The organism is Acidovorax sp. GW821-FHT09B03, from assembly GCF_059418305.1.
The window spans coordinates 338,341-364,437 of record NZ_JBWKPP010000002.1 but is presented as its reverse complement, the minus strand read 5'-3'; the positions used below and the strand labels follow the sequence as shown (position 1 = coordinate 364,437).

Annotated in this window: 27 protein-coding genes; 11 read left to right on the top strand and 16 right to left on the bottom strand. The window is 69.2% G+C overall.

Translation table 11 applies throughout. The features are described from left to right. The first annotated feature begins 7 nt into the window (after positions 1–7). Complete coding sequence (gene queF, locus AC07PA_RS04970; protein ID WP_494604571.1) at positions 8–859, top strand: NADPH-dependent 7-cyano-7-deazaguanine reductase QueF; 852 nt, start codon at positions 8–10, stop codon at positions 857–859. A gap of 33 nt (positions 860–892) precedes the next feature. Here the strand turns inward: queF and AC07PA_RS04965 are convergent, their stop codons facing one another. From AC07PA_RS04965 to amaB, 7 genes are all read right to left on the bottom strand, one after another. After that, complete coding sequence (locus AC07PA_RS04965; protein ID WP_007848258.1) at positions 893–1,153, bottom strand: hypothetical protein; 261 nt, start codon at positions 1,151–1,153, stop codon at positions 893–895. Between the two features lie 75 nt (positions 1,154–1,228). Continuing rightward, complete coding sequence (locus AC07PA_RS04960; protein ID WP_007848260.1) at positions 1,229–2,497, bottom strand: Y-family DNA polymerase; 1,269 nt, start codon at positions 2,495–2,497, stop codon at positions 1,229–1,231. A 65-nt stretch (positions 2,498–2,562) separates the two neighbouring features. Further along, the gene (locus AC07PA_RS04955; RefSeq protein WP_494604568.1) at positions 2,563–4,260 is read right to left on the bottom strand and encodes a thiamine pyrophosphate-binding protein; all 1,698 of its coding nucleotides are present in this window, start codon (positions 4,258–4,260) and stop codon (positions 2,563–2,565) included. A gap of 48 nt (positions 4,261–4,308) precedes the next feature. Further along, positions 4,309–5,535: a pyridoxal phosphate-dependent aminotransferase gene (locus tag AC07PA_RS04950; RefSeq protein ID WP_494604566.1), complete on the bottom strand. Its 1,227-nt coding sequence runs from the start codon at positions 5,533–5,535 to the stop codon at positions 4,309–4,311. Next, positions 5,532–6,431 (bottom strand): amino acid ABC transporter substrate-binding protein, encoded by a 900-nt coding sequence (locus tag AC07PA_RS04945; RefSeq protein ID WP_494604564.1) that lies wholly within the window; start codon positions 6,429–6,431, stop codon positions 5,532–5,534. Before AC07PA_RS04945 ends, AC07PA_RS04950 begins: the two co-directional genes overlap by 4 nt. Positions 6,432–6,514: 83 nt before the next feature. After that, on the bottom strand, positions 6,515–7,690 hold the full coding sequence (locus tag AC07PA_RS04940; RefSeq protein ID WP_494604562.1) for an NAD(P)/FAD-dependent oxidoreductase: 1,176 nt from the start codon (positions 7,688–7,690) through the stop codon (positions 6,515–6,517). 199 nt (positions 7,691–7,889) lie between these two features. Further along, positions 7,890–9,422 carry an L-piperidine-6-carboxylate dehydrogenase gene (gene amaB, locus AC07PA_RS04935; RefSeq protein WP_494604560.1) on the bottom strand — a complete coding sequence of 511 codons (1,533 nt, stop codon included), beginning with the start codon at positions 9,420–9,422 and terminating at the stop codon, positions 7,890–7,892. Between the two features lie 206 nt (positions 9,423–9,628). On the opposite strand from amaB, the gene AC07PA_RS04930 reads away from it, so the two are divergent. After that, positions 9,629–10,549 carry a LysR family transcriptional regulator gene (locus tag AC07PA_RS04930; RefSeq protein WP_494604558.1) on the top strand — a complete coding sequence of 307 codons (921 nt, stop codon included), beginning with the start codon at positions 9,629–9,631 and terminating at the stop codon, positions 10,547–10,549. Here AC07PA_RS04930 and AC07PA_RS04925 read toward each other — a convergent pair. From AC07PA_RS04925 to AC07PA_RS04915, 3 genes are all read right to left on the bottom strand, one after another. Continuing rightward, complete coding sequence (locus AC07PA_RS04925) at positions 10,544–10,930, bottom strand: TipAS antibiotic-recognition domain-containing protein (RefSeq protein WP_494604556.1); 387 nt, start codon at positions 10,928–10,930, stop codon at positions 10,544–10,546. The genes AC07PA_RS04930 and AC07PA_RS04925 overlap by 6 nt on opposite strands. A 127-nt stretch (positions 10,931–11,057) precedes the next feature. Further along, positions 11,058–11,453: an MAPEG family protein gene (locus AC07PA_RS04920; protein ID WP_494604554.1), complete on the bottom strand. Its 396-nt coding sequence runs from the start codon at positions 11,451–11,453 to the stop codon at positions 11,058–11,060. A gap of 90 nt (positions 11,454–11,543) precedes the next feature. After that, the gene (locus AC07PA_RS04915; protein WP_007848282.1) at positions 11,544–12,404 is read right to left on the bottom strand and encodes an IclR family transcriptional regulator; all 861 of its coding nucleotides are present in this window, start codon (positions 12,402–12,404) and stop codon (positions 11,544–11,546) included. A gap of 250 nt (positions 12,405–12,654) precedes the next feature. Here AC07PA_RS04915 and AC07PA_RS04910 point away from each other — a divergent pair, with 250 nt between their 5' ends. The 8 genes from AC07PA_RS04910 (at position 12,655) to AC07PA_RS04875 (ending at position 20,540) form a co-directional block, all read left to right on the top strand. Further along, the gene (locus AC07PA_RS04910; RefSeq protein ID WP_494604552.1) at positions 12,655–13,746 is read left to right on the top strand and encodes an ABC transporter ATP-binding protein; all 1,092 of its coding nucleotides are present in this window, start codon (positions 12,655–12,657) and stop codon (positions 13,744–13,746) included. Continuing rightward, positions 13,743–14,603, top strand: a complete 861-nt coding sequence (locus tag AC07PA_RS04905; protein ID WP_007848288.1) for an ABC transporter permease — start codon at positions 13,743–13,745, stop codon at positions 14,601–14,603. The genes AC07PA_RS04910 and AC07PA_RS04905 overlap by 4 nt, the downstream gene beginning before the upstream one ends. 28 nt (positions 14,604–14,631) lie before the next feature. Further along, positions 14,632–15,426, top strand: coding sequence for an ABC transporter permease (locus AC07PA_RS04900; protein WP_007848291.1), 795 nt, complete (start codon positions 14,632–14,634; stop codon positions 15,424–15,426). Between the two features lie 3 nt (positions 15,427–15,429). Then, on the top strand, positions 15,430–15,744 hold the full coding sequence (locus AC07PA_RS04895) for a (2Fe-2S)-binding protein (protein WP_494604549.1): 315 nt from the start codon (positions 15,430–15,432) through the stop codon (positions 15,742–15,744). Beyond that, positions 15,741–17,141, top strand: a complete 1,401-nt coding sequence (locus AC07PA_RS04890) for an FAD/NAD(P)-dependent oxidoreductase (protein ID WP_494604547.1) — start codon at positions 15,741–15,743, stop codon at positions 17,139–17,141. The genes AC07PA_RS04895 and AC07PA_RS04890 overlap by 4 nt, the downstream gene beginning before the upstream one ends. Continuing rightward, complete coding sequence (locus AC07PA_RS04885) at positions 17,138–18,310, top strand: NAD(P)/FAD-dependent oxidoreductase (RefSeq protein WP_494604545.1); 1,173 nt, start codon at positions 17,138–17,140, stop codon at positions 18,308–18,310. Before AC07PA_RS04890 ends, AC07PA_RS04885 begins: the two co-directional genes overlap by 4 nt. 47 nt (positions 18,311–18,357) lie before the next feature. Continuing rightward, on the top strand, positions 18,358–19,425 hold the full coding sequence (locus tag AC07PA_RS04880; RefSeq protein WP_007848301.1) for an ABC transporter substrate-binding protein: 1,068 nt from the start codon (positions 18,358–18,360) through the stop codon (positions 19,423–19,425). A 185-nt stretch (positions 19,426–19,610) separates the two neighbouring features. Then, positions 19,611–20,540: a c-type cytochrome gene (locus tag AC07PA_RS04875; RefSeq protein WP_108016325.1), complete on the top strand. Its 930-nt coding sequence runs from the start codon at positions 19,611–19,613 to the stop codon at positions 20,538–20,540. Between the two features lie 22 nt (positions 20,541–20,562). On the opposite strand, the gene AC07PA_RS04870 is transcribed toward AC07PA_RS04875, so the two are convergent. From AC07PA_RS04870 to AC07PA_RS04850, 5 genes are all read right to left on the bottom strand, one after another. After that, positions 20,563–21,291, bottom strand: coding sequence for a cupredoxin domain-containing protein (locus AC07PA_RS04870; protein ID WP_007854136.1), 729 nt, complete (start codon positions 21,289–21,291; stop codon positions 20,563–20,565). Positions 21,292–21,314: 23 nt separating this feature from the next. Then, entirely contained in the window at positions 21,315–21,752 is a 438-nt protein-coding gene (locus AC07PA_RS04865; protein WP_007854134.1) for a group I truncated hemoglobin, read from the bottom strand. Between the two features lie 25 nt (positions 21,753–21,777). After that, on the bottom strand, positions 21,778–22,710 hold the full coding sequence (locus tag AC07PA_RS04860; RefSeq protein ID WP_007854132.1) for a DUF3034 family protein: 933 nt from the start codon (positions 22,708–22,710) through the stop codon (positions 21,778–21,780). 267 nt (positions 22,711–22,977) lie between these two features. Beyond that, a complete protein-coding gene (locus AC07PA_RS04855) occupies positions 22,978–23,790 on the bottom strand; it encodes an anti-sigma factor (RefSeq protein ID WP_007854130.1) in 813 nt (270 codons plus the stop codon). Between the two features lie 13 nt (positions 23,791–23,803). Continuing rightward, positions 23,804–24,379 (bottom strand): RNA polymerase sigma factor, encoded by a 576-nt coding sequence (locus tag AC07PA_RS04850; RefSeq protein ID WP_007854128.1) that lies wholly within the window; start codon positions 24,377–24,379, stop codon positions 23,804–23,806. A 299-nt stretch (positions 24,380–24,678) separates the two neighbouring features. Between AC07PA_RS04850 and AC07PA_RS04845 the strand changes: the two genes are divergently transcribed. Beyond that, positions 24,679–25,071, top strand: coding sequence for a c-type cytochrome (locus AC07PA_RS04845; RefSeq protein ID WP_494604540.1), 393 nt, complete (start codon positions 24,679–24,681; stop codon positions 25,069–25,071). A 12-nt stretch (positions 25,072–25,083) separates the two neighbouring features. On the opposite strand, the gene AC07PA_RS04840 is transcribed toward AC07PA_RS04845, so the two are convergent. Then, on the bottom strand, positions 25,084–26,013 hold the full coding sequence (locus tag AC07PA_RS04840) for a DMT family transporter (protein ID WP_494604538.1): 930 nt from the start codon (positions 26,011–26,013) through the stop codon (positions 25,084–25,086). Positions 26,014–26,097 lie beyond the last annotated feature (84 nt).

The window sequence follows — 26,097 nt, the reverse complement described above, 5'->3', positions numbered from 1 at the left end:
ACCCGCCATGAACGACAACACCCCCGAGCAGTCCCAGCTGGGCAAGGCCTCCGCCTATGTGGACCAGTACGACGCCTCGCTGCTGTTCCCCATCCCGCGCGCCGGCAAGCGCGCCGAGATCGGCATCATCGCAGCCCCGCCCTTCTTCGGCGCGGACCTGTGGACGGCCTTCGAGCTGTCCTGGCTCAACCAGCGCGGCAAGCCGCAGGTGGCCCTGGTGCACATCACCATCCCCTGCGAGACGCCGAACATCGTCGAGAGCAAGTCCTTCAAGCTCTACCTGAACAGCTTCAACAACACGCGCTTTGCCGATCCATCCGAGGTGCAGGCGCGCATCCGCACCGACGTGAGCGAGGCCGCCTGGCGCGGTGCCGAGCACCCGGCCACAGTGGGCGTGCGGCTGCTGCTGCCCGAGATGTTCGACCGGGAACCGGTGCACGAGCTCGACGGCCTGAGCCTGGACCGCCTGGACGTGGAGTGCACCCACTACCAGCCCGCGCCACACCTGCTGCACGCCGTGCATGACGAGCCCGCCGTCACCGAAGTGCTCACCAGCAACCTGCTCAAGAGCAACTGCCTGGTGACCGGCCAGCCCGACTGGGGCAGCGTGCAGATCCGCTACACCGGCGCCCCCATCGACCAGGAAGGGCTGCTGCAGTACCTGGTGAGCTTTCGCAACCACAACGAGTTCCACGAGCAGTGCGTGGAGCGCATCTTCATGGACCTGTGGACACGCTGCAAGCCGCTCAAGCTCACGGTCTACGCGCGCTACACGCGCCGCGGCGGCCTCGATATCAACCCGCTGCGCACCAGCCACCCGCAGGCCCTCCCGGGCAACGTGCGCACCGCACGGCAGTAAACACCTGAGCCGGCGCGACCTCTCAGGTGGTGTTCACGCCCTGAGCCAATCGCATCGCAACTTGTTCAAGCGGTGCGCCCGGGCACGCCAGCCCACGTAGAGGCTGGGCAACAGAGTCCCGGCAAAACACAGGGGCGCAGCCCAGGCGTCACCCAGCGCGCACGTGGGCACCCAGCCCACCCAGCCCATGAGCCAGAGCGTGAGGACCATATCCCACAGGTGGTATTCCAGCGGATGCTCCACCCGGTGGTCCACATGCCATTGCTTGATGCGTTGGAGCTCCTTGAGCGTCATGACCATCTCCCGCCAGAGGAATGATCAATGTAAGTTTGACGTAAGACTTCGTCAAGCCCCCCCGCCCGTCGGCCCTCAGAACAGCGGTCGGGTGTGCGGGTCGGCCTCGCGCACCCGGGGGGCGCGTGGTTCGGGCGGGCCGTCGGGCACCTCGCCCTCGCGCTCCAGCGTGCCCACGCGCACGCCCAGCAAACGCAGCTTGCGGTCCAGCGGCACCCGCTTGAGGCACAGGCCCGCCGTGCGGCGGATGGTGGCCGCGTCCTGGGTGTAGCGGTCCAGCGTCTGGTCGCGCGTGGCGATCCTGAAGTCGTCGTAGCGCAGCTTGATGCCGATGGTCTTGCCGACATAGCCCTTGCGCTGCAAATCGGCCGCCACGCGCTCGCACAGGTCGGTGAAGATGCGGCCGAGCTCGGCTTTGTCGCGCACGGCATGCAGGTCGCGGTCGAAGGTGGTCTCGCGGCTCATGCTCACGGGCTCGCTCTCGGTCACCACAGGGCTGTCGTCGCGGCCCCAGGCCACGCGGTGCATCCAGGCGCCGCTCGATTGGCCGAAGCGTGCGATGAGCCACTGTGGATCCTGCGCGGCCAGCTCGCCGATGGTCGTGATGCCCAGCGCCGCGAGCTTCTCGCCCGCCTTGGGGCCGATGCCGTTGATCTTGCGCACGTTGAGCGGCCAGATCCTGTCCTTGAGGTCTTCCTCGTGGACGATGGAGATGCCGTTGGGCTTGTTGAACTCGCTGGCCATCTTGGCCAGCAGGCGGTTGGGCGCCACGCCGATGGAACAGGTCAGGCCCGTCACGTCGAAGATGCTCTTCTGGATCAGCCGCGCCAGCACCCGACCCCCTTCGCGCTGGCCGCCGGGCACGTCGGTGAAGTCGATGTAGACCTCGTCCACCCCGCGGTCCTGCATCACGGGCGCGATCTCGGCGATGGTGCTCTTGAACAGGCGCGAGAAGCGGCGCACCTCGTCGAAATCCACGGGCAGCACGATGGCATGCGGGCACAGTTTGGCGGCCTTCATCATGCCCATGGCCGAGCCCACGCCGAACTGCCGCGCCGCGTAGGTGGCGGTGGTGATGACGCCCCGGCCCACATAGTCCTTGAGCAGGGGAAAGTCGGCCACCGGAATGAAGTGCGGCTCGCGCAGACCCTGGCCATCAGGGCTCTGGTGCAGCAGCTCGTCCACCTTGCGCCGCCCGCCGCCGATGACCACGGCCAGGCCCTTGAGCTGCGGGTAGCGCAGCAACTCGACGGATGCGAAGAAAGCATCCATGTCGAGGTGCGCGATGCGGCGCAGGCGCGGTGCGGAAGGCTCGTCGGGCGGTGGGGAGGTCACGGCCTCCATTGTGCGCAAAAGCGCAGACACCCTGCTGTCAGCCGCCCAGCCGACCACAGGGTTTGGACGCGGTATTACTTCTTGGCGAGCGCCGCGTTGCGCAGGCCCTGCAGCGTTCCCGTCGGCGTGATCGCCTCGGGATCGATCAGGCAGTGCAGCACACTGGGCAGGCCGCTGGCACGGGCGCGGGCCAATGCAGGGCCGAACTCCTCGGTGGTAGTGACGCGCTCGCCATGGCCGCCGAAGGCCTGCGCGTAGGCCTTGAAGTCGGGGTTCTTGAGCGCGGTAGCGCTGACGCGGCCCGGGTACTCGCGCTCCTGGTGCATGCGGATGGTGCCGTACATGGCGTTGTCCAGCAGCACCACGATGATGGGCAGGCCGTACTGCACGGCGGTGGCGAACTCCTGGCCATGCATGAGGAAGTCGCCGTCGCCGGCAAAGACCACCACCTCGCGCTGCGGCCACAGGCGCTTGCCGCCCACGCCGGCCGGCAGGCCGTAGCCCATGGAGCCGCTGGTGGGCGCCAGCTGGCTAGCGTAGGTGGTGAAGGGCCAGAAGCGGTGGATCCAGGTGGCGAAGTTGCCCGCGCCGTTGCAGAAGATGGTGTCGGCCGGCAGCACCTCCTTGAGGTGCTGCATCACCTGGCCCATCTGCAGGTCGCCGGGGATGCGGATGGGGGCGGTGTCGCTCCAGGCCAGGTATTCGGCGTGGGCGGCCTCGGCATGGGCCGCCCAAGGCACGGCGGCCGTGGGGCGCACCGTGGCCAGCGCCGCAGTGAAGGCCTGGGGCGTGGCATGCATCGGTTGCGCCGCGCGGTAGAGCCGGCCCAGTTCGTCCGCATCGGCGAGCACATGCACGATGGGCTGCACGGGGTTGGGAATGGCGAACAGCTCATAGCCCTGCGACGGCACCTCGGACAGGCGCCCGCCGACCACCAGCACGAGGTCCGACGCGCGGATGCGCGCCAGCAGCTTGGGGTTCACGCCCAGGCCCAGGTCGCCGCCATAGCAGGCATGCGTGGCCGGGAACAGCATCTGCCGGCGGAACGAGCAGTACACGGGCAGCGACCAGGCCTCGGCAAAGGCCGTGAACTCGTGCACGGCTTGCTCGGACCAGCGGCTGCCGCCCAGGATGGCGACGGGCTGCCTGGCCTTGCCCAGGCGCTCGGCCAGCTCAGCCATCTGCGCAGCGCCGGGGTGGGTCTCGGTCACCTGGTAGGGCAGCGCGTCGGCCACCGTGGCGGCCTCGGTCAGCATGTCCTCGGGCAGGGCCACCACCACCGGGCCGGGCCGGCCCGAGGTGGCGACGTGGAAGGCGCGCGAGATGAGCTCGGGCACGCGGGCCGGGTCGTCGATCTGCACCACCCACTTGGCCATGGTGCCGAACACGGCACCGTAGTCCAGCTCCTGGAAGGCCTCGCGCCCCAGCGCCCCGCGCGCCACCTGGCCTACGAACAGGATCAGCGGCGTGGAGTCCTGGTGCGCGATGTGCACGCCGGCCGAGGCATTGGTGGCCCCGGGCCCGCGCGTGACGAAGCAGATGCCCGGCTGGCCGGTGAGCTTGCCCTGGGCCTCGGCCATCATGGCGGCGCCGCCCTCCTGGCGGCAGACGGTAACGGCAATGTCGGCGTCGTGCAGCGCATCCAGCACGGCCAGGTAGCTTTCACCGGGCACGCAGAACAGCTGCTTGACGCCATGGGTGATGAGCTGCTGGACCAGGATCTGGCCGCCCGTGCGGCTGGCGGCGTTGCTGGAGGAGGAAGGCGTGGTCATGTCAAAGGTCCGAAACGAAAGAAACAGAAGAAAGAAGTCACAGGGGCATCAGCGCAGCGCCTCGCAGGCACGGCGGATGCGCGCGCAGGCTTCCTGCAGGTCGGCCATGGACGCAGCGTACGAGATACGGAAGTACGGCGCCAGCCCCAGCACGCTGCCGGGGACCACGGCCACATGGAACTCGCGCAGCAGGTAGTCGCAGAAATCCGCATCGCTGCGCAGCGTGGCGCCACCCGGCGTGGTGCGGCCCAGCACGCCTTCGCAACTGGCAAAGGTGTAGAACGCCCCTTCAGGCACGCGGCAGCGCAGCCCCGGCGACGCGTTGAGCGCGGCCACCACCAGGTCGCGCCGCGCCTGGAATTCGCGGCAGCGCTCGGCCACGATGTCCTGCGGCCCGGTGAGCGCCGCCACGGCCGCCGCCTGGCTGATGGACGAGGCGCACGAGGTGGCCTGGCTCTGCACCACGGCCATGGCCGCGATCAATGCGCGCGGGCCCGCGCCGTAGCCGATGCGCCAGCCCGTCATGGCATACGACTTGGAGACGCCGTTCACGGTGAGCGTGCGCTCGCGCAGCGCAGGCATCACCGCCGCGGGGGTGGCGAAGGCGTGGCCGTCGTACAGGATGTGCTCGTAGATGTCGTCCGCCAGCACCCAGACCTGCGGGTGGTGCAGCACCACCTCCAGGATGGGCTGGAGCTGCTCGGCGCTGTAGGCCGTGCCGCTGGGGTTGGAGGGGGAGTTGATGAACACCCAGCGCGTGCGCGGCGTGATCGCGGCGTCGAGTTGTTCGGCCGTGATGCGAAAGCCATTGGCCTCGCTGCACGGCACCACCACCGGCACGCCGCCCGCGATCAGCACCATGTCGGCGTACGAAGTCCAGTACGGTGCGGGCAGGATCACCTCGTCGCCGGGGTTCAGGCTGGCCATCAGCGCGTTGTAGATGACCTGCTTGGCACCCGCTCCCACCGTGATCTCGTGGGTGGCGAACTCCAGCCCGTTGTCATGGAGGAACTTGCGCTGGATAGCGGCCTTGAGTTCGGGCGTGCCGTCCAGCACGGTGTAGTGCGTGTCACCCCGCGCCATGGCCTGCTGCGCGGCTTCCTGGATGTGGGCCGGGGTGTCGAAGTCCGGCTCGCCCAGGCCCAGCACGATCACGGGCTGGCCCTGGCGCTTGAGCTCGTTGGCGGCCTGGGTGATGCGCACGATGTCCGATACGCCGATGGCGCTGATGCGGTCGGCGGCGCGAAAGGCCGTGGCGGGGATGGCGGCGTTCATTGCTGGTAGGTCTCCAGGGGCTTGTCGTTGGGGGCGGCGAACAGCTGGCGCAGCGTGGTGCCCAGCGGCAGGCTCAGACCCAGGTTCTTGGGCGGGATGGGGCTGACGAACCACTTGGTGTAGATCTTCTCCATCTCGCCGCTCTGCATGAGCTTGGTGAGCACACCGTCCACGGCCGCCTTGAAGGTCGGGTCGTCCTTGCGGAACAGCAGCGCGATCGGCTCGGCGCCCAGCGGCTCGCCCACGATGCGGTAGGCCGAGGGGTCCTTGGAATTGGCGATCATCCCGGCCAGCAGGTTGTCGTCGAGCACGAAGGCATCGGCACGGCCCGATTCGAGCAGCAGAAAGCTTTCGTGGTGGTCCTTGCCCAGCACGGTCTTGATGGGCGCACCGCCCAGGGCGCGCTCCTGCCTGCGCAGCAGCTGTACGGCCGTGGTGCCGGTGGACGCCGCAATGGTGCGGCCCGCGAGCTGGCTGATGGACTTCAGGTCCGAATCCTTGCGCACCGCCATGCGCACTTCGCTCACATAGGTGGTCACCGCGAAGGCCACCTGCTGCTGGCGCGCGGTGTTGTTGGTGGTGGGGCCGCAGCCGATGTCGAGCGTGCCGTTCTGCACCAGCGGCAGGGTGTTCTGCGCCGTCACGGCCATGTACTCGAGCTTGGCGTCGGGCACGATGTCCTTGAGCACGCGCTCGCACAGCTCGACGTGGTAGCCCACGTATTTTTCATTGGCACCCAGTGCATAGGCCATGGGCGGCGAGGTCTCGCGCACGCCGAGCACGACCTTGCCGCTGGCCTTGATCTTCTCGAGCGTGGTCTGGGCGCTGGCGCCTGCGGCGCACAGCAGCGCTGCCAGTGCCACGGCCATCATCTTGCGGTTGGGGGAAAAAGCCATGTCGTCGTCTCCTCGTTGGTTGTTGTGGATGGCGTTGGGAAAGCAATGCAGGGCGCGCCACACCCACGCGGCGGACCCCAGGTTCAGATGACGTTCTTCTCCAGCAGCGGCCGGTTCTCGGCAATGCGCGTGATGGACAGCGGCGACAGGTCGAGGCTCTGGTAGCTACCCGTGAGCAGCAGCTCGGCCACGCCCCGGCCCACGGCCGGGCACTGCTGCAGGCCGTGGCCCGAGAAGCCGTTGGCGAAGACCAGGTTGTCGCAGTCGGGGGACAGGCCCACGATGGCGTTGTGGTCGAAGGTGTTCATCTCGTAGTAGCCGGCCCAGGCGCCCTGCATGCGCAGCGCCTCGAAGCCGGGGATGCGCTCGGCCAGCGTGGGCCAGACATGCTCCTCGAACGCGTGGTACTCGGGCTCGAGCGGGGCGAAGTCGGCATCCTGGTCGGCGGGCGGCGCAAAACCGGCAATGAAGCCGCTGCCCTCGGGCCGCAGCCAGATGCCACTGGTGTCGATGAGCAGGGGGCAGCGGGGCAACGGGGCCGGGCTGGACAGGTGGAACACGGTGCGGCGCTTGCCCACCACGGGCAGCGCGATGCCGGCCCAGCCCGCGATGGCAGCGGCCCAGGGGCCGCCGGCATTCACCGCATGGCTGCAGGGCAGCGTGGTGCCGCTTTTCAGCTGCACGGCGGTGACATGCTGCACGCCATCGCTGGCAGACATGTCCAGGCCCACGGCCTCATCGGCCACGTAGCGCACGCCCTGGCTCTGCGCCTTCCTGCGCAGCGCGGTGAGCAGCAGGTAGCCGTCGAACCAGCCCTCGCCCGACAGGCCCAGCGAGCCCAGCACCACGTCCTGCAGCGCCAGCCAGGGGAAGCGCGTGGCCAGTTCGTCCGCAGTGAGCAGCGCCACATCGGCGCCATGGCGCTTTTGCAGCCCATGGTTGTCGCGCAGCGTGGCCTCGCCGGCTGCTGTGGCCAGGTACAGGTAGCCGCCCTCGTGCAGGCCGATGTGGGGCACATCGCCGTTGCATGCCAGGAGCGTGTCCACATTGCGCAGAAAGCCGATGCCATGGGCCGATATCTGCACGTTGATGTCGGTGGAGAACTGCTGGCGGATGGAACTGGCCGACAGCGCCGAGGAGGCGCGTGCATAGCCCGGGTCGCGCTCCACCACCACGACCTCGCAGCCGGGCTGCTGGCGTGTCAGCTCGTAGGCGATGGCACTGCCGATGACGCCGCCGCCGATGATCACGATGGGCATGGGGTGCTCCTGGGCGTTTGCGTAGCGAACAGCATGGTTAGAAGGTGTGAATGGACCCGGCGTGTCCGAGCAGGCCGCCAAAACGCGTGCGATCTAGGCGCAAAGCACAGCCATAGCTCGGGCTATGGCGAGCATTTGCCACGACGAGCGCGCGCGTTTTGGCGGAATGAGCGGGCATGTCGGGTTCGTTCGCACCTTCTTAGACGTCGAACTTCACGCCCTGCGCGAGCGGCAGGGCGGTGGAGTAGTTGATGGTGTTGGTGGCACGGCGCATGTAGGCCTTCCAGCTGTCGGAGCCGGCCTCTCGGCCACCGCCGGTTTCCTTCTCGCCGCCAAAGGCCCCGCCGATCTCGGCACCGCTCGGGCCGATGTTGACGTTGGCGATGCCGCAGTCGGATCCCACGGCCGACATGAACTGCTCGGCCTCGCGCACGTTGAGCGTGAAGATCGAGGACGACAGGCCTGCCCCCACGGCGTTGTTCCAGGCGATGGCCTCGTCGAGCGTACGGTAGCGCACCACGTAGAGGATGGGCGCGAAGGTCTCGTGCAGGGCCGGGCCTTCATGCTTTTGCAGTTCCACCAGCGCGGGGCGCACGTAGTAGGCATCGCTGCCGCCCAGGCCCGGTACGCGCTCGCCGCCGTGCACCTTGGCATCCAGGGCACGGGCTTCTTCCAGCGCCTTTTGCATGCCGTCGTAGGCACCGCGGTCGATCAGCGGGCCGACCAGGGTGCCGGCAGCGCGCGGATCGCCCACCTGCACGTTGCCGTACACCTTGCGCAGTTGGGGCACCAGGGTGTCGTAGATGCTCTCGTGCACGAACAGGCGGCGCAGCGTGGTGCAGCGCTGGCCGGCCGTGCCCATGGCGGCGAAGGCGATGCCGCGCAGGGCCAGGTCCAGGTCCGCCGAGGGCGCGACGATGGCGGCGTTGTTGCCGCCCAGCTCCAGGATGGCGCGCGCGAAGCGGGCCGCCAGGCGCGGGCCGACCGCGCGGCCCATGGCCGTGGAGCCGGTGGCAGAGAGCACGGCCACGCGGGCGTCGTCCACCAGCACCTCGCCGATGCCGCGCTGGCCAATCAAGAGTTCGAGCAGGCCCTCGGGCGCATCGCCGAAGCGGGCCAGGGCGCGCTGGGCGATGGCATGCGTGGCCAGGGCGGTGAGCGGCGTCTTCTCGGACGGCTTCCAGACCACGGAGTCGCCGCAGACCAGGGCCAGGGCCGCATTCCACGACCACACGGCCACGGGGAAATTGAAGGCCGAGATCACGCCGCACACGCCCAGCGGGTGCCAGGTTTCCATCATGCGGTGGCCGGGGCGCTCGGTGGCGATGGTCAGGCCATAGAGCTGGCGCGACAGGCCGACGGCAAAGTCGCAGATGTCGATCATCTCCTGCACCTCGCCCAGACCTTCGGACGGGATCTTGCCGGCCTCGATGGTCACGAGCAGGCCCAGGTCGTCCTTGGCGGCGCGCAGCTCTTCGCCGAGCAGGCGCACCAGTTCGCCACGGCGCGGGGCCGGCACATTGCGCCAGGCCTGGAACGCGGCCTGCGCGCGCGCGATGGCGGCGGTGGCGTCGGCCGGCGAGACCTCGTGCACGGCGCCGATGGCCTCCCCGGTGATGGGCGAACGCACCGACAGGCCGCCACCGGTATAGGCCGTACGGGGCACGCCCAGGCGCTGCAGCAGCGCATCGGCGTCGGTCACGAGGGAAGCAGAGGCGGAGGTATCGGACATGGCGGCGTTGGATAGAAGGGGTTCAGCAATGCCCCCAATATCGCCCAATCGCCATCTGCCGGATAGCAAAAAATTGGAACAACTTGATTCGCAAATAGAATCAACTCTCTGCAATACCCAGGCCATTTTTGGGGAATGCATATGCACCATCGCAGTGCGCCAGCGGTGTAAGCCCTGAGAATCATTCTCCTCACGCATGAACAGACATGTTCCGCAAGACCTTCCTGCCACCGGTGGCCGACCTGCTCGCCTTCGAGGCGGCCGCGCGCCACACCAGCGTCTCGCGCGCAGCCGAAGAGCTGCACCTGACGCAAAGCGCCGTCTCGCGCCAGATACGCCAGCTGGAGGAGCAACTGGGCATGGCCCTGTTCCACCGCGTGCGCCAGCGCGTGGTGCTGACCGATGCCGGGCGCGTCTACGCGGCCGATGTGCGCGCCCTGCTGCAGCAGCTGTCGGCCGCCACGCAAAAGGCCATGGCCTTTTCGAGCGCGGGCGGGCTGCTCAACCTGGCCGTGCTGCCCACGCTTGGCACACGCTGGCTGATACCGCGGCTGCCGGGCTTCATGGCGCTGTACCCCGATGCCACGGTGAATTTCTCGGCGCGCTCCGAGCCCTTCGACTTTGCGCAGGAGCCCATGGACGCGGCCATCCACTTCGGCGCGCCGCACTGGGCCGGCGCCGTCTGCGAGTACCTGATGCACGAGCAGGTGTTGCCCGTGTGCAGCCCCGCCTACCGCACCCAGCAAGGCCTGCGCTCCCCTGCCGACCTGGCCGGCGCCGTGCTGCTGCAGCAGAACACCCGCCCCACGCAATGGACCGAATGGTTCGAGCGCGTGGGCGCGCCCACGCCGCAGGCGCTGCGCGGGCCCCGCTATGAGCAGTTCTCGATGATCGCGCAGGCGGCGGTGTCGGGCCTGGGCGCGGCGCTGCTGCCGCGCTTTCTGATCGAGGGGGAACTTGCTTCGGGGGCCCTGGTGGCCCTGTCCACCGAGGTGCTCACCAGCAGCGAGGCCTACTACCTGGTCTACCCCGAGGCGCGCGCCCAGACGCCACTGGTCAAGGCCTTCAGGGATTGGCTACTCGCGCAGTGCGCGGGCATCGCCACGGCCGCCCGCCCCAGCCTATAGATGGCTGTGCGCGTAGGTGTGGATGGCCTCACCGAGAAACGCCACCATGCGCGGGTGGTAGGCATTGTGAAAAGCCTTCATGTCGGGGTTGTCGGCATAGAACAGTGCCGTGCCGATATAGGCCTCGCGTGACGGCGCATAGAAGCGCGACGCAATGGCATGGTGCCGTGCCATGAGGGACTGGATGGCCGGCGAAGAGGGCTCGGCGCTGTCGATCAGCGGCGCCAGTTCCTCATAGAAACGCTGGAAGTCCTGGTGCGCCCGGGCCTTGTCGACATGGGCCCACTGGTGGGTGGCCGCCAGCGAGGCGGCCTGCTCTGAGCCCTGCGCATCGCGGCATTGCTGGAGGTAATCGGGGCTTGCGTTCTGCAATGTAGTCATGGGTGCGGCATTCGGCCGTATGGAGAGGAACACGGACTGTAGGCGCCGCCCCGCAGCTCCGGACCCAGTCCTTGCGGTGCCTTGTGTCCGGTATCACCGGTTGCACACCCTTCGCGTTGCGGGCGAACTACAGCAAGGCCGCCACCATGATCGCCAGCCCGGCGATGCTCACGGCCCAGGTGGCCGTGCGCACATACGGGATGCCGATGTAGTACACCGGGATGTAGACCATGCGCGCCCAGAAGAACACCTGGGCGCCCAGCTCTACCTGGCTGCCGGTGCGGTTGCTGGCCGTGGCCGCCAGGCCCAGGATGGCAAAGAACACGAGGTTGTCAAAGCTGTTGCGCGCCGTGCGCTCGGCGCGGCCGGCAAAGGCCCCCGGGTCGGCCAGGTGGTCGCGGTTGCCGAAGGCCAGCAGCAGGCCCGAGGGCGTCCAGGCGCGGGCGCGGATCAGGCTGGCCACGACCACCAGCAGCCAGGTGATGATGGCGAAGTACACGACGAGGGTGAGGATGGGGTTCATGGCAGCCCTGGGGCAAGGGGGTTGGAAAACGCCGCATCCATGGCACCTGGACAGGGCAGGAACCCGCAGCATACGCCGCGGGACTCCGTGTCAGTTCGGTGCCGCCGGGACACCGCCTGGCACCAGGCGCTGCTCGGGCTGCTGCCCTGCCAGGCTTTGCGCGGGGCGGCGCAGGGTGGCGTCGAACGGGTGGATGCGCGGACCGATGGCAGCGGCCTCGCGCTTGAGCAGCTCCACCACCGTGGGCAGGCGGTCTTCGTTGAGGCGCGCCGAGATGGTGCCCACGCTGAGCGCGGCCACGGCGCGGCCCTCGCGGTCGAGCACCGGTACGCCCACGCCGGCCATGCCTTCCAGCAGGCCGGTGTTGCGGGCGGCATAGCCGGTCTGGCGCACGCGCTCGATCTCGGTGCGCAGGTAGACCTCGTCGTACACGCCGTACTCGCGCACGCGCGACAGGTTGAAGCGGATCACCTCTTCGCGCTCGGCCTCGGGCAAAAAGGCCAGGATGGACAGCGCCCCCTGCCCCACCCCCAGCGCCACCCGGCCGCCGATGTCCCCGGTGAAGGAGCGGATCGGGAACGGCCCCTCGCTGCGGTCCAGGCAGATCGCATCGAAACCGCTGCGCACCAAAAGGAAGATGCTGTCGCCCAGGCTTGCGCTCAGGCGCAGCAGCGCGGGCCGGCACAGGCTGCGCAGGTCGCCCGGGTTGCCGGCCTTGGCCGCCAGGGCGAAGAACTCGGTGGACAGGCGGTAGAGCTTGCTGCGCTCGTCCTGCTCGGCCATGCCCTCTGCGACCAGTGACTGCAGCAAACGGTGCGTCGTGCCCTGGGTCAGGCCCACGGCGCGCGCCAATTGGGTGACGCGCCCCCCCTCGGCCTGCACCTCGGCCAGAGCCCGGATGACGGCAAACATGCGGGGCACGCCGCCCGTGGAGGTGGAAGCTGGTTCCATGCACTGCTCCTGTGGAATAGATGGCATTTTGAAGGCCCATCATATTCCATTAAACGGAATAAATTCAATAAATATTCTGATTAATGGAATACCCGATGCGAACTGGCCTGATTACTGCAATACATTGAATCGAAAGCGCAAGACAGTCCACGGGATGCTCCCTCCTGCACCGCCCCGGTGCAGACAGGGAACAGGCACCACAGCGACTGCCGCAGCGCGGCGATGAAACAGCGACCAGAAAGGCCCGTGCATGTCCTTCCTTCAACTCACTGACGTGACCAAGTTCTACGGCAGCACCTGCGCGGTGCAGGCCATGAACCTGGCGGTGGAAAAAGGCGAATTCGTGTCATTGCTGGGCCCTTCGGGCTGCGGCAAGACCACCACCTTGCAGATGGTGGCGGGTTTCGAGGCGGTGAGCAGCGGCCGCATCGAACTCGACGGGCGCGACATCACCCATGCCAAGGCCAACACGCGCGGCCTGGGGATCGTGTTCCAGAGCTACGCCCTGTTCCCGCACATGACGGTGGCCGACAACGTGAGCTTCGGCCTGGAGATGCGCAAGGTCGCCAAGGCCGAGCGCAAGGAGCGCGTGGCCCAGGCCCTGGGGCTGGTGCACCTGGAGGCCCACGCCACGCGCTACCCGCGCGAGCTATCCGGCGGCCAGCGCCAGCGCGTGGCGCTGGCGCGCGCGCTGGTGATCGAGCCGCCCGTGCTGCTGCTCGACGAGCCCCTGTCCAACCTCGATGCCAAGCTGCGCGAGGAGATGCAGTTCGAGCTGCGCCAGATCCAGCGCAAGGTGGGCACGACCACGGTGATGGTCACGCACGACCAGAGCGAGGCCATGTCCATCAGCGACCGCGTGGTGGTGATGGAGGCCGGCCGCGCCACGCAGATCGACCACCCGCACCGCGTCTACGAGCACCCGCGCACGCGCTTTATCTCCACCTTCGTGGGCAAGGCCAACCTGCTGCCCGGCAAGGTCACGGCCAGCGGCACTGAGCGCACCCACGTGGCCGTGGGTTCGCTGGCCGTGCAGGTGGAGGGCCCGGCGTTCCGGCCCGGCGCCGCCGTGCTGCTCAGCGTGCGGCCCGAAAAGCTGCAGCTGGTGCCTGCCGTCCAGGGCCGGCTCGACGGCGAGGTGGGCGAGCGCTTCTTCCTGGGCAGCCAGTGGCTGTACCGCGTGGCCACACCCGTGGGCGACCTGATGGTGCTGGCCCCCAACGATGGCCGCAACGCGCTGAACGAAGGTGACCGCACCGGCGTGGACTGGCCCGACCACTGCATGCGCCTGCTGCTGGCCGACGAAGACAGCGCATTGCACGACGCCAAGGTGGCCGCATGACCAGCGCTGCACGCAAGGCCGTGCCCTGGTGGCTCTCGGGCCCGGCACTGCTGCTGTTCACCGCGCTGCTGCTGGTGCCGCTGGCGCTCACGGCCGTGCTGTCGTTCAACGCCTTCGACCCGGCCACGGGCGTGAAGGCCGGCGAGTACACGCTGGAGCACTACGCCCACGTCTTCGCCGATTCGTACTACCACGCCATCTTCTGGCGCACCTTCTGGATCTCGGCCCTGGTCACGCTGATCTGCGTGCTCGTCGGCGCGCCCGAGGCCTATATCCTGAGCCGCATGCGCAACCCCTGGCGCTCGGTGCTGCTGCTGGTGGTGCTGGCACCGCTGCTGGTGTCGGTGGTGGTGCGGGCCTTCGGCTGGAGCATGCTGCTCGGGCCCGAGGGCCTGGTCAACGGCACGCTCAGGCTCGTCGGCATCGGCCCGGTGAAGATGCTCTACACCGAGATCGCCGTCATCATCGCCCTGGTGCATGTGATGCTGCCCTTCATGGTGATCCCCGTGTGGACCTCGTTGCAAAAGCTCGACCCCGGCGTGCAGAACGCCGCGCTGTCGCTCCGGGCATCGCCGTTCACCACGCTGCGCCGCATCGTGCTGCCGCAGGTGCTGCCGGGCATCCTCTCGGGCAGCCTGATCGTCTTCGGCCTGGCGGCCAGCTCCTTCGCCATCCCCGGCCTGCTCGGTGGGCGGCGCCTGAAGATGGTGGCCACCGTGGTCTACGACGAATACCTGCACGAGCTGAACTGGCCCCTGGGCGCCGCCGTGGCCCTGACCCTGCTGGTGGCCAACCTGGTGGTGATGCTCAGCTACAACCGCCTGGTCGAAGGTCGCTACAAAAAGGCACTGGGATGACGACGCAGAGCCCGCAGGAAATCTGAACATGCAAAAAAACGGCCCCATCGCCCTGGCGTTCAACGCCCTCGTCATCGCCTTCATGCTCGCACCCCTGCTGGTCGTGTGCGTGGTGGCCTTCACGCCCGAAAACACGCTGACCCTGCCGACCACCGCGTTCTCGCTGCGCTGGTTCAAGGCGGTGTTCGACCACCCCGACTTCGTGCAGTCGTTCTGGAACAGCCTGTGGCTGGCGCTCGCGTCGGCCACGCTGGCCACGGTGCTGGCCGTGCCCGCGGGCATCGCCATCACGCGCTACGAATTCCCGGGCCGTGGCTTTCTCAACGGCCTGTTCCTGTCGCCGCTGATCATTCCGCACCTGGTGCTGGGCGTGGCCCTCTTGCGCCTGTTCGCGCTGGTGGGCGGCACGGGCAGCTTCGGCTGGCTGGTGCTGGCCCATGCCCTCATCGTCACGCCTTACACGCTGCGCCTGGTGGTGGCGGCGCTGGTCGGGTTCGACCGCAGTGCCGAACACGCGGCGCTGTCGCTCGGTGCCAGCCAGGCCACGGTGTTCACGCGCATCACGCTGCCCATGATCCTGCCGGGCGTCACCGGCGGGTGGATGCTGGCCTTCATCAACAGCTTCGACGAGGTGACCATGTCGATCTTCGTCACCTCGCCGAGCACGGTGACGCTGCCCGTGCGCATGTACATGTACGCCACCGAGTCCATCGACCCGCTGATGGCCGCAGTGTCGGCCCTCATGGTGGCCGTGACCGCGGTTGCCATGGTACTGCTCGACCGCGTCTATGGCCTGGACCGCGTCCTCGTGGGACGCAAGTAAGCCATGGCCATGACGATGACCTCCCCGGCTTCGCCGCTGCTGCGCCGTGTGGCCGAAACCACGCGCCAGGCCGTGCCCTTCGTGCTCGACGGCCAGCCGGCCAGCGCGCTCGAAGGCGACACCGTGCTCACCGCCATCCTCACCCTGCAGGCGCGGCTGCGCCACAACGAATTCAGCCACGAGCCGCGCGCCGGCTTTTGCATGATGGGCGCCTGCCAGGACTGCTGGGTGCAGACCGGCAGCGGCGAGCGCCTGCGCGCCTGCGCCACCTTCATACAGCCGGGCATGAACCTGCGCACCCAGGAAGGTGCAGCATGAGCGAGCGCACGACCCTGCAGGCCGTGGTCGTGGGTGCGGGCCCCGCCGGCATACGCGCCGCGCAGACCCTGGCCGCCCATGGCGTGCGCCCCGTGCTGCTCGACGAATCGGCGCGCGGCGGCGGCCAGATCTACCGGCGCCCGCCCGCGCACTTCGCACGCCCGGCCTCGGCCCTGTACGGCACCGAGGCAGCGCGCGCCACGGCCGTGCATGCCGCGCTCGACGGCATGGCAGGAGAGATCGACTACCACCCCGACAGCCTGGTGTGGAACGCCCAGGGCGGCCTGCTCGACGTGCTGCACGGCCCCACGCAGACCACGCGCACCGTGGCCTACGGCCCGCTCATCGTGGCCAGCGGCGCGGCCGACCGCGTGCTGCCCGTGCCGGGCTGGACACTGCCCGGCGTGTACAGCCTGGGCGGGGCCCAGGTGGCGCTCAAGTTCCAGGGCTGCACCATCGGCAGCCGCGTGGTGCTGATGGGCACCGGCCCGCTGCTGTACCTGGTGGCCTACCAGTACGCACGCGCCGGTACCACCGTGGCCGCCGTGCTGGACACCGCGCGCCTGGCCGACCAGGTGGCCGCCGTGCCGGCCCTGCTGACCCAGCCCGCCACCTTCGCCAAGGGCGTGTACTACGTGGGCTGGCTGCGCGCGCATGGCGTGCCCATCCACACCGGCGTGCGCCCCGTGCGCGTGCTCGGCAGCGAGCGCGTGGAGGGCGTGGTGTGGAGTGACGGCACCCGCGAGCACACGCTGGCCTGCGACGCCGTGGGCCTGGGCTACGCCCTGCGCTCCGAGACCCAGCTGGCCGACCTGCTGGGCTGCCGCTTTGCCTGGGCGCCCCTGCACCGCGTCCACCTGCCCGAGCGCGATGCCGCGGGCCGCAGCAGCGTGGCCAACGTCTACCTGGCCGGCGACGGCGCGGGCATCATGGGCGCCGATGCGGCCGAGTGGGCCGGCGAGCGCGCTGCGCTAGCCTTGCTGGCCGACCAGGGCGTGGCGGTGGATACGGCCCGCGCGCAGGCGCTCGAAGACAGGCTCGCCCACCTGCAGCGCTTTCGCGAAGGGCTGGAGCGCGCCTTTCCCTTCCCGGCCGACTGGGCCGCGCATGCATCCGACGATCTGGTGGTGTGCCGTTGCGAGAATGTCACCGCGGGCCAGTTGCGCGAGACCGTGCGCGAGGCCGGCGCCGACGAGATGAACCGCCTGAAGGCCTTGACCCGCGTCGGCATGGGCCGCTGCCAGGGCCGCAGCTGCGGGGTGGCGGCGGCGGAGATCCTGGCCCATGCAACCGGCAAGCCGGTGGAGCTGGTGGGCCGGCTGCGCGGCCAGGCCCCGATCAAGCCCATTCCCATCCACCTGCAGGCCGCCAGCCCGCACCACGGAACCGCAGCATGAGCACCGCCACGCCAACCCTGACCAGCAGCCCGCGGGTGCTGGACACCGATGTCGCCATCGTCGGTGGCGGCATCGTGGGCGCATCGGCCGCGTTGGCGCTGCGCCGCCGGGGTGTGGACGTGGTGCTGCTCGAACGTGACCTGTGCGGCTCGCGCTCCAGCGGCGTGAACTATGGCGGTGTGCGCCGCCAGGGCCGGCCGGTGAGCCAGCTGCCGCTGGCGCAGCGCGCCCACGAGATCTGGGGCCGCCTGCCCGCGCTGCTGGGCACCGATGGCGAGTACCAGCGCACCGGCCATTTCAAGATCGCGCGCAGCGAGGCCGACCTGGCCTCGCTGGAGAAGTACCAGGCGATGAGCCGCGACTTCGGGCTCGGGATCGAGCTGCTGTCGGGCGCCCGCCTGCGCGAGCGCTGCCCCTGGCTCGGAGGCCGCGCCGTGGGCGGATCGCTGTGCCCCGATGACGGACAGGCCAACCCGCGCCTGGTGTCACCCGCGTTCGCCCTGGCGGCGCGGCGTGCGGGCGCGCACATCTTCGAGCGCACGCCGCTCGATGCGGTGGAGCACGATGGCCGGCAGTTCACGCTGCACTCGGGGCAGCAGTTGCGGGTGCGCGCGCCCGTGCTGATCAACTGCGCCGGCGCCTGGGCCGGCCCGCTGGCGGCACAGTTCGGCGAGGCCGTGCCGTTGCGCTCGGGCCACCCGGCAATGGCCGTGACCGAGCCCCTGCCCTATTTCATGCAGTGGAGCCTGGGCGTGGAAGGCGGCGGCATCTACTGCCGCCAGGTGGCGCGCGGCAACCTGGTGCTGGGCGGTGGATCCGGCGTGGCGCTGGACGGCGACCGCGCCCGCTCCGAGCGCAGCGCCATTGCGGCGCTGGCGGTGCAGGCCATCGAGCTGCTGCCGGCACTCAAGCATGCCCATTTCATCCGTACCTGGAGCGGTACCGAGGGCTACCTGCCCGACCGCCAGCCGGTGCTGGACACCAGCCGCACCACGCCCGGACTCATCCACGGCTTCGGCTTTGCGGGGGCGGGTTTCCAGATCGGCCCCGCGGTGGGCGAGGTGCTGGCCGAACTCGCACGCGACGGGCGCAGCAGCACGCCCACCGACGCCTTTGCCATTGACCGATTCGCCACCGCAGATGCGCCAGCGGCCGCAGCTGCCCATTGATCCCCATCCCCTGCCCGCTACCGACGACAACCTGAAAGGAAAGACCCATGACCTCTTCTCGCCAGACCTCTTTTCTGCGCCGCGCGCTGCCCGCGGCCGCCGCAGCGGTGACGCTGGCCGCCAGCGGCATGGCCGGGGCGCAGACGAAAACGATCTACATCGGCATGAACGGCGGCACGATGGAGAAGGCGTACACGCAGTACGTCTTCCCGGCCTTCGAGAAGCTGCACGGCGCCAAGGTGGTGGTGGTGCCGGGCACCTCCTCGGACATCCTGGCCAAGGCGCAGGCCAACAAGGACAAGCCGCAGATGCACGTGATGTTCCTCGACGACGGCATCATGGTGCGCGCCATGGGCATGGGCCTGTGCCAGAAGCAGCGGCCCAACCCGCACCTCGCCGAGATCTACCCGGCCGCCCGTTTCAAGGACGACCTGGCCAGCGGCGTGAGCCTGGGCATGACCGGCATTGCCTACAACACCAAGATGTTCACCGAGAAGGGCTGGGCACCGCCGACCTCGTGGATGGACTTCGCCGACCCCAAGTACAAGGGCAAGGTGGTTTTCCAGTCCATGCCTTCGTCGTCCTTCGGGCTGCATGGCTTCCTGATGTTCAACCGCATCCAGGGCGGCAACGACAAGAACGTGGAGCCGGGTTTCAACAACTGGGCCAAGACCATCGGCCCGAACGTGCTCGAGTACATCCCGAGCTCGGCCAAGATCTCGGAGATGGTGCAGACCGGCGAGGCTGCGATGTTCCCGCTCACGCCAACGGCCGTGGCCGCGCTCAAGACCAAGGGCATCCCGGTGGAGTACGCGCAGCCCAAGGAGGGCTCGGTGGTGCTGATGGTGGGCCAGTGCGTGATCGCCAACAACAGCGAACCCGAGCTGGCGCAAAAGCTCGCCGAGTTCCTGCTGAGCCCGCTGGCCCAGGCCAATGTGCTGCAGTTCGGCGCCCAGATCCCCACCAACCCCAAGGCCCCGGCCGTGGGCGAAGGGGCAGCCCAGGTGGCCCAGATCAGCCAGTGGATGAAGAATGCCGTGACGCTGGACTGGGATGCCGTGAACGCCAACCGCCCCGCCTGGAACGCGCGCTGGAACAAGACCGTCGAGCGCTGATCGGCCTTGGCGGCAGGGGCATGGCCTGCCCCGCGGCGACCTGGTGGGCCGCGCGGGCAGGCTATCCGTGACATATGTCACCGGGGCCGCCCGCGCCTGGCGCGCGCAGTGCGCCAAACGGCCTGCAGGACTTCAGAATCCGCTCCATCGAGTTTCTGACCCCCTTCCTACAAGGCTTCCCCACCATGAAACGCTGGATCCAATGGACCGCCTGCAGCGCCCTGGCACTGGGCGTGCTGGTTGCCGCAACGGCGGCCACCGGCCTGTACCTGGCCGAGCAAAAGCGCAACCGCTACATCGACGTCAAGCCCCGCCCCGTGGCCTACACGACCGAGGCGCAGACCATCGAGCGCGGGCGCTACCTGTTCAGCTCGCGCGGCTGCACCGACTGCCATGGCGCTGCGGGCACGGGCCGCGAGTTCGTCAACGACGGCAAGGGCACGCGCCTGGCCGGCCCCAACATCACGGCGGCCGGCGTGGTGGCCCGCTACCAGCCCGAGGACTGGAACAGCGCCATCCGCCACGGCGTCAAGCCCAACGGCCGCCCGCTGCTGGTGATGCCCAGCGAGGACTACAACCGCCTGACCAACGACGACCTGAACGCCCTGGTCTCCTACATCCGCCAGTTGCCTGCCAAGGAGGGCACGCCTGCCGCCATCGAGCTGCCGCGCCCAGCCTGGGTGCTGTACGGGCTGGGCCTGATTCCCGACGCCGCCGCGCGCATCGACCACCAGTTGGCCCCCTCGCGCCCGGTACCCGCCGGCGTGACAGTGGCCAATGGCCAGTACGTGGCGAACATGTGCATCGGCTGCCACGGCGCCAACCTGGCGGGCGGCAAGATCCCCGGCGGCCCGCCGGACTGGCCGGCCGCCGCCGACATCCGCCCCGGCAAGGACAGCTCCATGGCGCGCTACCCGACGGCGGAGAGCTTTGTGGCCATGCTGCGCAACGGCAAGCGGCCCGATGGCACGTCCATCCAGGTCATGCCCTTCGAGTCCCTGGGCCAGCTCAGCGATGTGGATGCGCGCGCCCTGTACGCCTACCTGCAGGCCCTGCCCGCCGACGGCAGCATGCCCCCCGCCCCTGCGGCCGAGGTGGCACTGAACCACCGCTGAAGCGGCCCGCTCCCGGCGCCCGTCAGTGCGTGTGCTGGTGGGCCGGCTGTGCCTGGCTGTAAGAGCCCATGGGGCCGCCAGGTGCGGTGGAAGGCGGCGGTGCCCGGCGCACGCGCGGCACCACGCTCAGTTGCACCGTGTCGAGCACCGGCGTGGCCAGCACCTGCACGGCCTTGCGCGGCAGGTCCACCAGCTGCTCGGCATGCCACACGCGCACCTGGGCTGCGCCCTCGGGCACGCTGGCGAAGCGGGCGATGCCGTTGTCGTCGGTCTTGAGTGTCCAGGCCGAATCGGTCACGAACACGTGGCCGCGCATGGAGCCGTGCAGGTGGCAACCGAGCAGCACCACGCCGGCGGTGTCGAGCTTCACGTCGGCGAAATTCGAGGGCTTGCCATCGGCCTTGCCGGCCAGCCGCAATTCAAAGCCACCGGTGCCGGGCGCCGCGCTGGCCGCGGGCGCGGCGGCGTTGCCGCGCACATGGTGGTCCCAGCGGTCCTGGTTGGTGAAACGCACCGTGGTGCCCGGCACCACCACCGTCACGGCAGGCACGAAACGCATCTTCTCCTGCTCGATCACGGGGCTGGGTGCCACCAGCGTGGGCGCGGCACCGCTGCCGGCGGGCGGGTAGACCACCACCACGGCGTCGGGCACGGGCTTGCCCTCCTTGTCGAGTACCTGGATCTGTACGTTGCCGGCGTGCGCCCCCAGGGCAAGGAGGCTGGCGGCGATGGCGATGAGCGTGTGTTGCATGGGCAAGGTTCCCTCTCTCTGAGTCAGTGAACGGTGATCACGTCGCGGTGCATGGGGGCCAGCAGGGCCAGCAGGCGGTTCTGCTGGGCGAAAGGAATGCCCTGCGCGTCCATGGCGCTTTGCAGCACCTCGACGAGCGCATGGAAGTGGCCCTTGTTGATCTGCATGTCGGCATGGGCCGATTTCATATCGGCGCCTTCGTATTTGCAAGGCCCGCCGCTGAGCTGGCAGAACTGGTCGGCCAGGCTCTCCTTGAGCGCTGCGGGCTTGGTGTCCTTGAAGTGGGCGCCGATGCGTGGGTCCTTCACGGCGCGGTTGACGAAGTCGTCCACCAGGCGGTCGATGCCGGGCTTTTCGCCCAGCGCCTGGTACAGGCCCGCAGGCGCTGCGGATTGGGCCAGGGCGGGCAGCGCCAGCAGGCAGGCACCGGCGAGGCCCAAGGCCATCAGGGTCTTTTTCATGATCGGTCTCCAGAAGTGCCGGGGGTCAGAACGCGGCTTGTGCAGAGAGGTAGTAGCCAGTCTGGCGCCGGCCCTGGGTCACCCCGGGCACGATGCGGCCCAGGTCCACGTAGGCCAACGTGAGCGACAGGTGCTTGCTCGGTGCCCAGGCGATGAACAGGTCCTTCCAGTCGTCCTCGCGCAGCCCTGCGCCCAGGCCGGCCGCAGCGCCCAGCGCCTGCAGGTGGTTGGGCTTGAAGCGGTATTCGGCGCCCACGGCGACGTTCTTGCTCACCAGGTAGGCCACCGAAAATTCGGGCTGCAGGCTGCGGCTGTTCTTGCCCGGGGCCGCCGAGCCAAAGCCCAGCAGGCCGTTCTGGTTGGCGTTGGTGGAACGCAGCGTGGCGTTGACCAGCAGGCTCTGCGCCAGGAAGAGCTTGGTGGCGCTTACATAGAGGTCGGTGCCGCTGTCCTTCACGCCCAGGAAGTTGTAGACCGACTGGATGGAGCCAGGGTGGGCGCGCTTGTGCTCGATGCCCACCGCGATCTGCGGCATGAAGCTGTCGGCATCGAGCACCGCATCGCCGGCGACCCGGAACTTGAGGCCCACCACGTCCATCCTGATGTGCTGGCCGGGGGTCACGCCAAAGGCCGCGATGCCGTTGAGCGCCAGCGCTGGCGAGGCATCAAAGTCCTGCCGTGCCAGCGACAGCTCGGCCCGGTCGAACAGCCCCACGGCCACGCCGTAGCCAGTGAGGCCGTAGTCGCGCGTGCCGGCGCGCGTGGCGTAGCCGCTGAAGCCGACCTCGCCCTCGGTGGCGTTGCTGCCGATCACGGCCCAGGGCGTGAGCCCCCCGCCAGCCGATCCCGCAATGGTGCTCACGCCGCCGGTGAGCAGCAGCTTGCCGGTGTCCGCCTGCGCCAGCCCGGCCACCATGGCCAGGACCGCAAACACGGTGAAAGGATGCCTGTGGTTCATCGAGGGCTCCATTACGAAAGCGATGTAAGAGGATGTTGCACCCTACTTACGCAATCTGGTGCGCCACGGATTCAAAAACCACAGATATTTTTCTTCCACCCAAACCCCGAGGGCTGCACCCTGCGGCCTTGCGGCGTCCTGCACCGCCCACCACCCGTCCAACTTGGCGCGGAACCATGCCAGTGCCGCCGTGCAAGGGCCGCCCCGCCGCACTGGCGGCGTCCCCCTGGGGGGAAGGCGCGCAGCGCCTCAGGGGGCTTCATGCTTTTACAACATGCGCTGGATCAGCTCGCCCTTGAACAGCACGGGGCCCGTGGGCCCGCCTGCGCTGGGCACACCGCCCCTGGGCTCCAGGCTGATGGCCAGAACGGGCACCTGGCGCACATCGGCCTCGCCGGCCGTCAGATTGAGCAGCTTCTCCTGCCCCAGCACGCCGAGCGAACGCGGCCCGCCCGCAGGCGGCAGCGCCCACAGCTGCAGCGATTGGTCCGCCCCCTCCTGGAAGCCGCCCACGCGCTGCAGTTCCAGCCGGTTGTTCTTCGGATCGAAGGTCACCAGCATGGAAGCCGCGGCCTTGTCGTCGGCCAGCACGGCCACGTACTGGATCTGCGGCGCGGCCTGCAGCTGCTGGCGCAGCTCGGCGATCTGGGCGCCGCTGCTGGCGCGCAAGCCGCCATTGACCTGCAGCCCGACCACCACCGCCACCAGGGTGGCCAGGGCGCCGGCCACGGCCGCACCACGCCACAGCAGCAGGCTGCGCAGCCAGCCACCGGGGCCCGCGGACACCGGCAAGGCCGGCTCGCCGTCACCGGCCAGGCGAGCTGCCTGCATGGCCTGGGCCTGGCGTTCGGCTTGCACCAGGTTGTGGATGCGCGTCCACACGGCGGCATCGGGCTGCGCGAGTTCCTGCAGCTCGGCCAGACCCGACCAGTGGGTCTGCCACACCAGGGCGGCCGCCCGCACGGCCGCATGCTCGCGGGCCAGGGTCTCGAAGCGGCGGCGTGCGCCGCCGCGCAGGGTACCGAGCGCATAGCTGGCAGCCAGGCGGTCGAGCAGTTCGGGGTGTTGGGTGATGTTCATGGTGCGCCTCGGCTCAGATGTAGCGGGCCATGCACTGGCGCAACTGCTCCAGGCCCCGCCGGATCCAGCTCTTCACGGTGCCCAGCGGCAGTTGCAGCTGCTCGGCCAGCTCGCTGTGGCTCTGGTCGCGCAGGTAGGCCAGGCTCACCACCTCGCGCTGCTTGTTGTCCAGTTTGCCCAGGCATTGGTGCAGTGCAAAGGCCTGTTCGCTGGCCTGGGTCACGTCCATGGGGTTGGGCGAATCGCCTTCCAGGGTCTGGGCCATCTCGTCGTCGAACTCGTTGGTGAGGTCGCTGCGCTCGGAACTGCGCTTGCGCAGCGCGTCCAGCGCACGGCTGCGCACGATCAGCCCCATCCAGGCCATGGGCGGGCTCAGCGATGCGCGGTAGTTGCCCGCCCCACGCCAGATGCTCAGGAACGCCTCCTGCAGCACGTCCTCCGCCACGTCACGGTGGCGCACGATGCGCAACGCCAGGCCGAACAGCTTGGACGAGGTGCTCTCGTACAAGGCTTTCAGCGCGGAGTCGTCCTGCGCGGCAATGCGGTCAAGGAGGTACATCAGTTCACTGTCTGGGGTGAGGGTGCTCATGCGCCGATTGTGTGGGATGGGCCCGAAGTCACGGTGGAAGTTGCAAGGGGTCTGCTGTGGATACGCCACAAACCGGCATCTGGATGCAGGGTCTCCCCATAGAACCGCCCCCACTCCGGTGCTGCATCCAATGGCTGGCCAGCCCCGTATAGGTGGCACAAGGCACGGGCGGCGCCCCGCAGGCACTGCCCCGTGCTCCCCCATCCGACCCAGCCTGGCCCCATGAACGACCCCACCGGACTTTGCAGCCCCCTTCCCACCCGGCATCCCCAGCCAGGCCTCCCAGGATGAGGCCCGATGTGAAACGAAGCACGGTGGCGTTCGCCACCTGCCTGCTCTGGCTCGCGGGCAGCGGTGTATCCGCCCAATCGGTGGAACGCGGACGCGCCGTGTACCAGGAGCATTGCGCAGGCTGCCACAGCGTGGAGGCGCACCGCGAGGGCCCCGCCCACCGCGGCGTGGTCGGCCGCCGTGCAGGCGCCCTCAAGGACTACCCATATTCACCGGCCCTGCAGGCCAGCAAGCTGCTGTGGACCCGCGCCACGCTCAAGGCCTGGCTGACCGATCCGGAGGCGCTGATCCCCGGTCAGGCCATGGACTACAGCCTGGACGACGCGCAGGAGCGCGAAGACGTGGTGGCCTACCTGGCCACGCTGCGGCGGCTGGCGGCCCTGACCGCCCCGGCCCCCTGATACGGTGCCCCGCTACCACTGGGCGCAGATGCCCACCAGCCCCGCCAGCACCAGCGCCAGGCCGATGCCCTCGGTGCGCGACAGGCTCTCGCGGAACATGCGCCGCGACACCAGGTAGCTGAACAGCACCTCGACCAGCCCCAGCGTGCGCACGTCGGACGCCGGGCGCATGGCATAGGCCGTGAACCAGGCGATGGAGGCCAGCGCGCCCATGGAGCCCGCCACCACCGACAGCCGCCAGGCGCGCGCAATCGCACCGGCCACGCCGGGCTGGCGCGCCAGCAGCCAGCCGCCCAGCACCAGGGTCTGCAGCAGCTGCGCCCAGAACACGCCCCAGGCGCCGGCCACCCAGGGTGCCACGCCCTCGCCCAGCGCCAGCGAGGCCCCGCGAAAACCCACGCTGGCGAGCGCAAAGCACGCCCCCGAGGCCAGGCCGTAGACCACCAGCTTGCTGCTGCCGCCCTCCCCTGCGCGCAGCGCGCGCCAGCCGCCGGCCGGCAGCGAGAGCAGCACCACGCCCACGGTGGCCACGGCCATGGCGCCAAAGGCCAGCGGGCCGGGCAGTTCCTGCAGCAGCACGGCCGAGAACAGCGCGACCTGCAGCACCTCGGTCTTGGAATAGGCCACGGCGAGCACGAAATTGCGCTCCTTCATCGCCAGCAGCAAAAAGGCCGTGGCCCCCACCTGCGTGAGCGCACCCATGGCCAGCCAGGCGGCATAGGGCAGCGAGAAATGCGGAACGCCGTAGCCGGTGCCGACGAAGGTCAGGCCCGCCACCCAGGCCGAGGCCAGCGGCAGCCCGTAGAGAAAGCGCACCAGCGTGGCCGCCAGCGTGCCCAGCTCGGCCGTGACGGAGCGCTGTGCGGCGTTGCGCGCCGTCTGCGCGAGCGCGGCCCAGAGGGTGAGGGGAATCCAGGCCCAGGCCATCCATGAAAGAGTCATCGATGGGTTATAACGCCCTGCCGTGGCGCCCAGCCCACTCCAAAGGGCACGGCCGCCATACAGGCTGGAGAAGGCCCGCGCTAC

Bases quoted from the DNA above. Each gene is read 5' to 3' on its own strand.
- queF (WP_494604571.1), top strand. From the start codon at position 8: ATGAACGACAACACCCCCGAGCAGTCCCAGCTGGGCAAGGCCTCCGCC.
- AC07PA_RS04965 (WP_007848258.1), bottom strand. From the start codon at position 1,153: ATGACGCTCAAGGAGCTCCAACGCATCAAGCAATGGCATGTGGACCAC.
- AC07PA_RS04960 (WP_007848260.1), bottom strand. From the start codon at position 2,497: ATGGAGGCCGTGACCTCCCCACCGCCCGACGAGCCTTCCGCACCGCGC.
- AC07PA_RS04955 (WP_494604568.1), bottom strand. From the start codon at position 4,260: ATGACCACGCCTTCCTCCTCCAGCAACGCCGCCAGCCGCACGGGCGGC.
- AC07PA_RS04950 (WP_494604566.1), bottom strand. From the start codon at position 5,535: ATGAACGCCGCCATCCCCGCCACGGCCTTTCGCGCCGCCGACCGCATC.
- AC07PA_RS04945 (WP_494604564.1), bottom strand. From the start codon at position 6,431: ATGGCTTTTTCCCCCAACCGCAAGATGATGGCCGTGGCACTGGCAGCG.
- AC07PA_RS04940 (WP_494604562.1), bottom strand. From the start codon at position 7,690: ATGCCCATCGTGATCATCGGCGGCGGCGTCATCGGCAGTGCCATCGCC.
- amaB (WP_494604560.1), bottom strand. From the start codon at position 9,422: ATGTCCGATACCTCCGCCTCTGCTTCCCTCGTGACCGACGCCGATGCG.
- AC07PA_RS04930 (WP_494604558.1), top strand. From the start codon at position 9,629: ATGTTCCGCAAGACCTTCCTGCCACCGGTGGCCGACCTGCTCGCCTTC.
- AC07PA_RS04925 (WP_494604556.1), bottom strand. From the start codon at position 10,930: ATGACTACATTGCAGAACGCAAGCCCCGATTACCTCCAGCAATGCCGC.
- AC07PA_RS04920 (WP_494604554.1), bottom strand. From the start codon at position 11,453: ATGAACCCCATCCTCACCCTCGTCGTGTACTTCGCCATCATCACCTGG.
- AC07PA_RS04915 (WP_007848282.1), bottom strand. From the start codon at position 12,404: ATGGAACCAGCTTCCACCTCCACGGGCGGCGTGCCCCGCATGTTTGCC.
- AC07PA_RS04910 (WP_494604552.1), top strand. From the start codon at position 12,655: ATGTCCTTCCTTCAACTCACTGACGTGACCAAGTTCTACGGCAGCACC.
- AC07PA_RS04905 (WP_007848288.1), top strand. From the start codon at position 13,743: ATGACCAGCGCTGCACGCAAGGCCGTGCCCTGGTGGCTCTCGGGCCCG.
- AC07PA_RS04900 (WP_007848291.1), top strand. From the start codon at position 14,632: ATGCAAAAAAACGGCCCCATCGCCCTGGCGTTCAACGCCCTCGTCATC.
- AC07PA_RS04895 (WP_494604549.1), top strand. From the start codon at position 15,430: ATGGCCATGACGATGACCTCCCCGGCTTCGCCGCTGCTGCGCCGTGTG.
- AC07PA_RS04890 (WP_494604547.1), top strand. From the start codon at position 15,741: ATGAGCGAGCGCACGACCCTGCAGGCCGTGGTCGTGGGTGCGGGCCCC.
- AC07PA_RS04885 (WP_494604545.1), top strand. From the start codon at position 17,138: ATGAGCACCGCCACGCCAACCCTGACCAGCAGCCCGCGGGTGCTGGAC.
- AC07PA_RS04880 (WP_007848301.1), top strand. From the start codon at position 18,358: ATGACCTCTTCTCGCCAGACCTCTTTTCTGCGCCGCGCGCTGCCCGCG.
- AC07PA_RS04875 (WP_108016325.1), top strand. From the start codon at position 19,611: ATGAAACGCTGGATCCAATGGACCGCCTGCAGCGCCCTGGCACTGGGC.
- AC07PA_RS04870 (WP_007854136.1), bottom strand. From the start codon at position 21,291: ATGCAACACACGCTCATCGCCATCGCCGCCAGCCTCCTTGCCCTGGGG.
- AC07PA_RS04865 (WP_007854134.1), bottom strand. From the start codon at position 21,752: ATGAAAAAGACCCTGATGGCCTTGGGCCTCGCCGGTGCCTGCCTGCTG.
- AC07PA_RS04860 (WP_007854132.1), bottom strand. From the start codon at position 22,710: ATGAACCACAGGCATCCTTTCACCGTGTTTGCGGTCCTGGCCATGGTG.
- AC07PA_RS04855 (WP_007854130.1), bottom strand. From the start codon at position 23,790: ATGAACATCACCCAACACCCCGAACTGCTCGACCGCCTGGCTGCCAGC.
- AC07PA_RS04850 (WP_007854128.1), bottom strand. From the start codon at position 24,379: ATGAGCACCCTCACCCCAGACAGTGAACTGATGTACCTCCTTGACCGC.
- AC07PA_RS04840 (WP_494604538.1), bottom strand. From the start codon at position 26,013: ATGACTCTTTCATGGATGGCCTGGGCCTGGATTCCCCTCACCCTCTGG.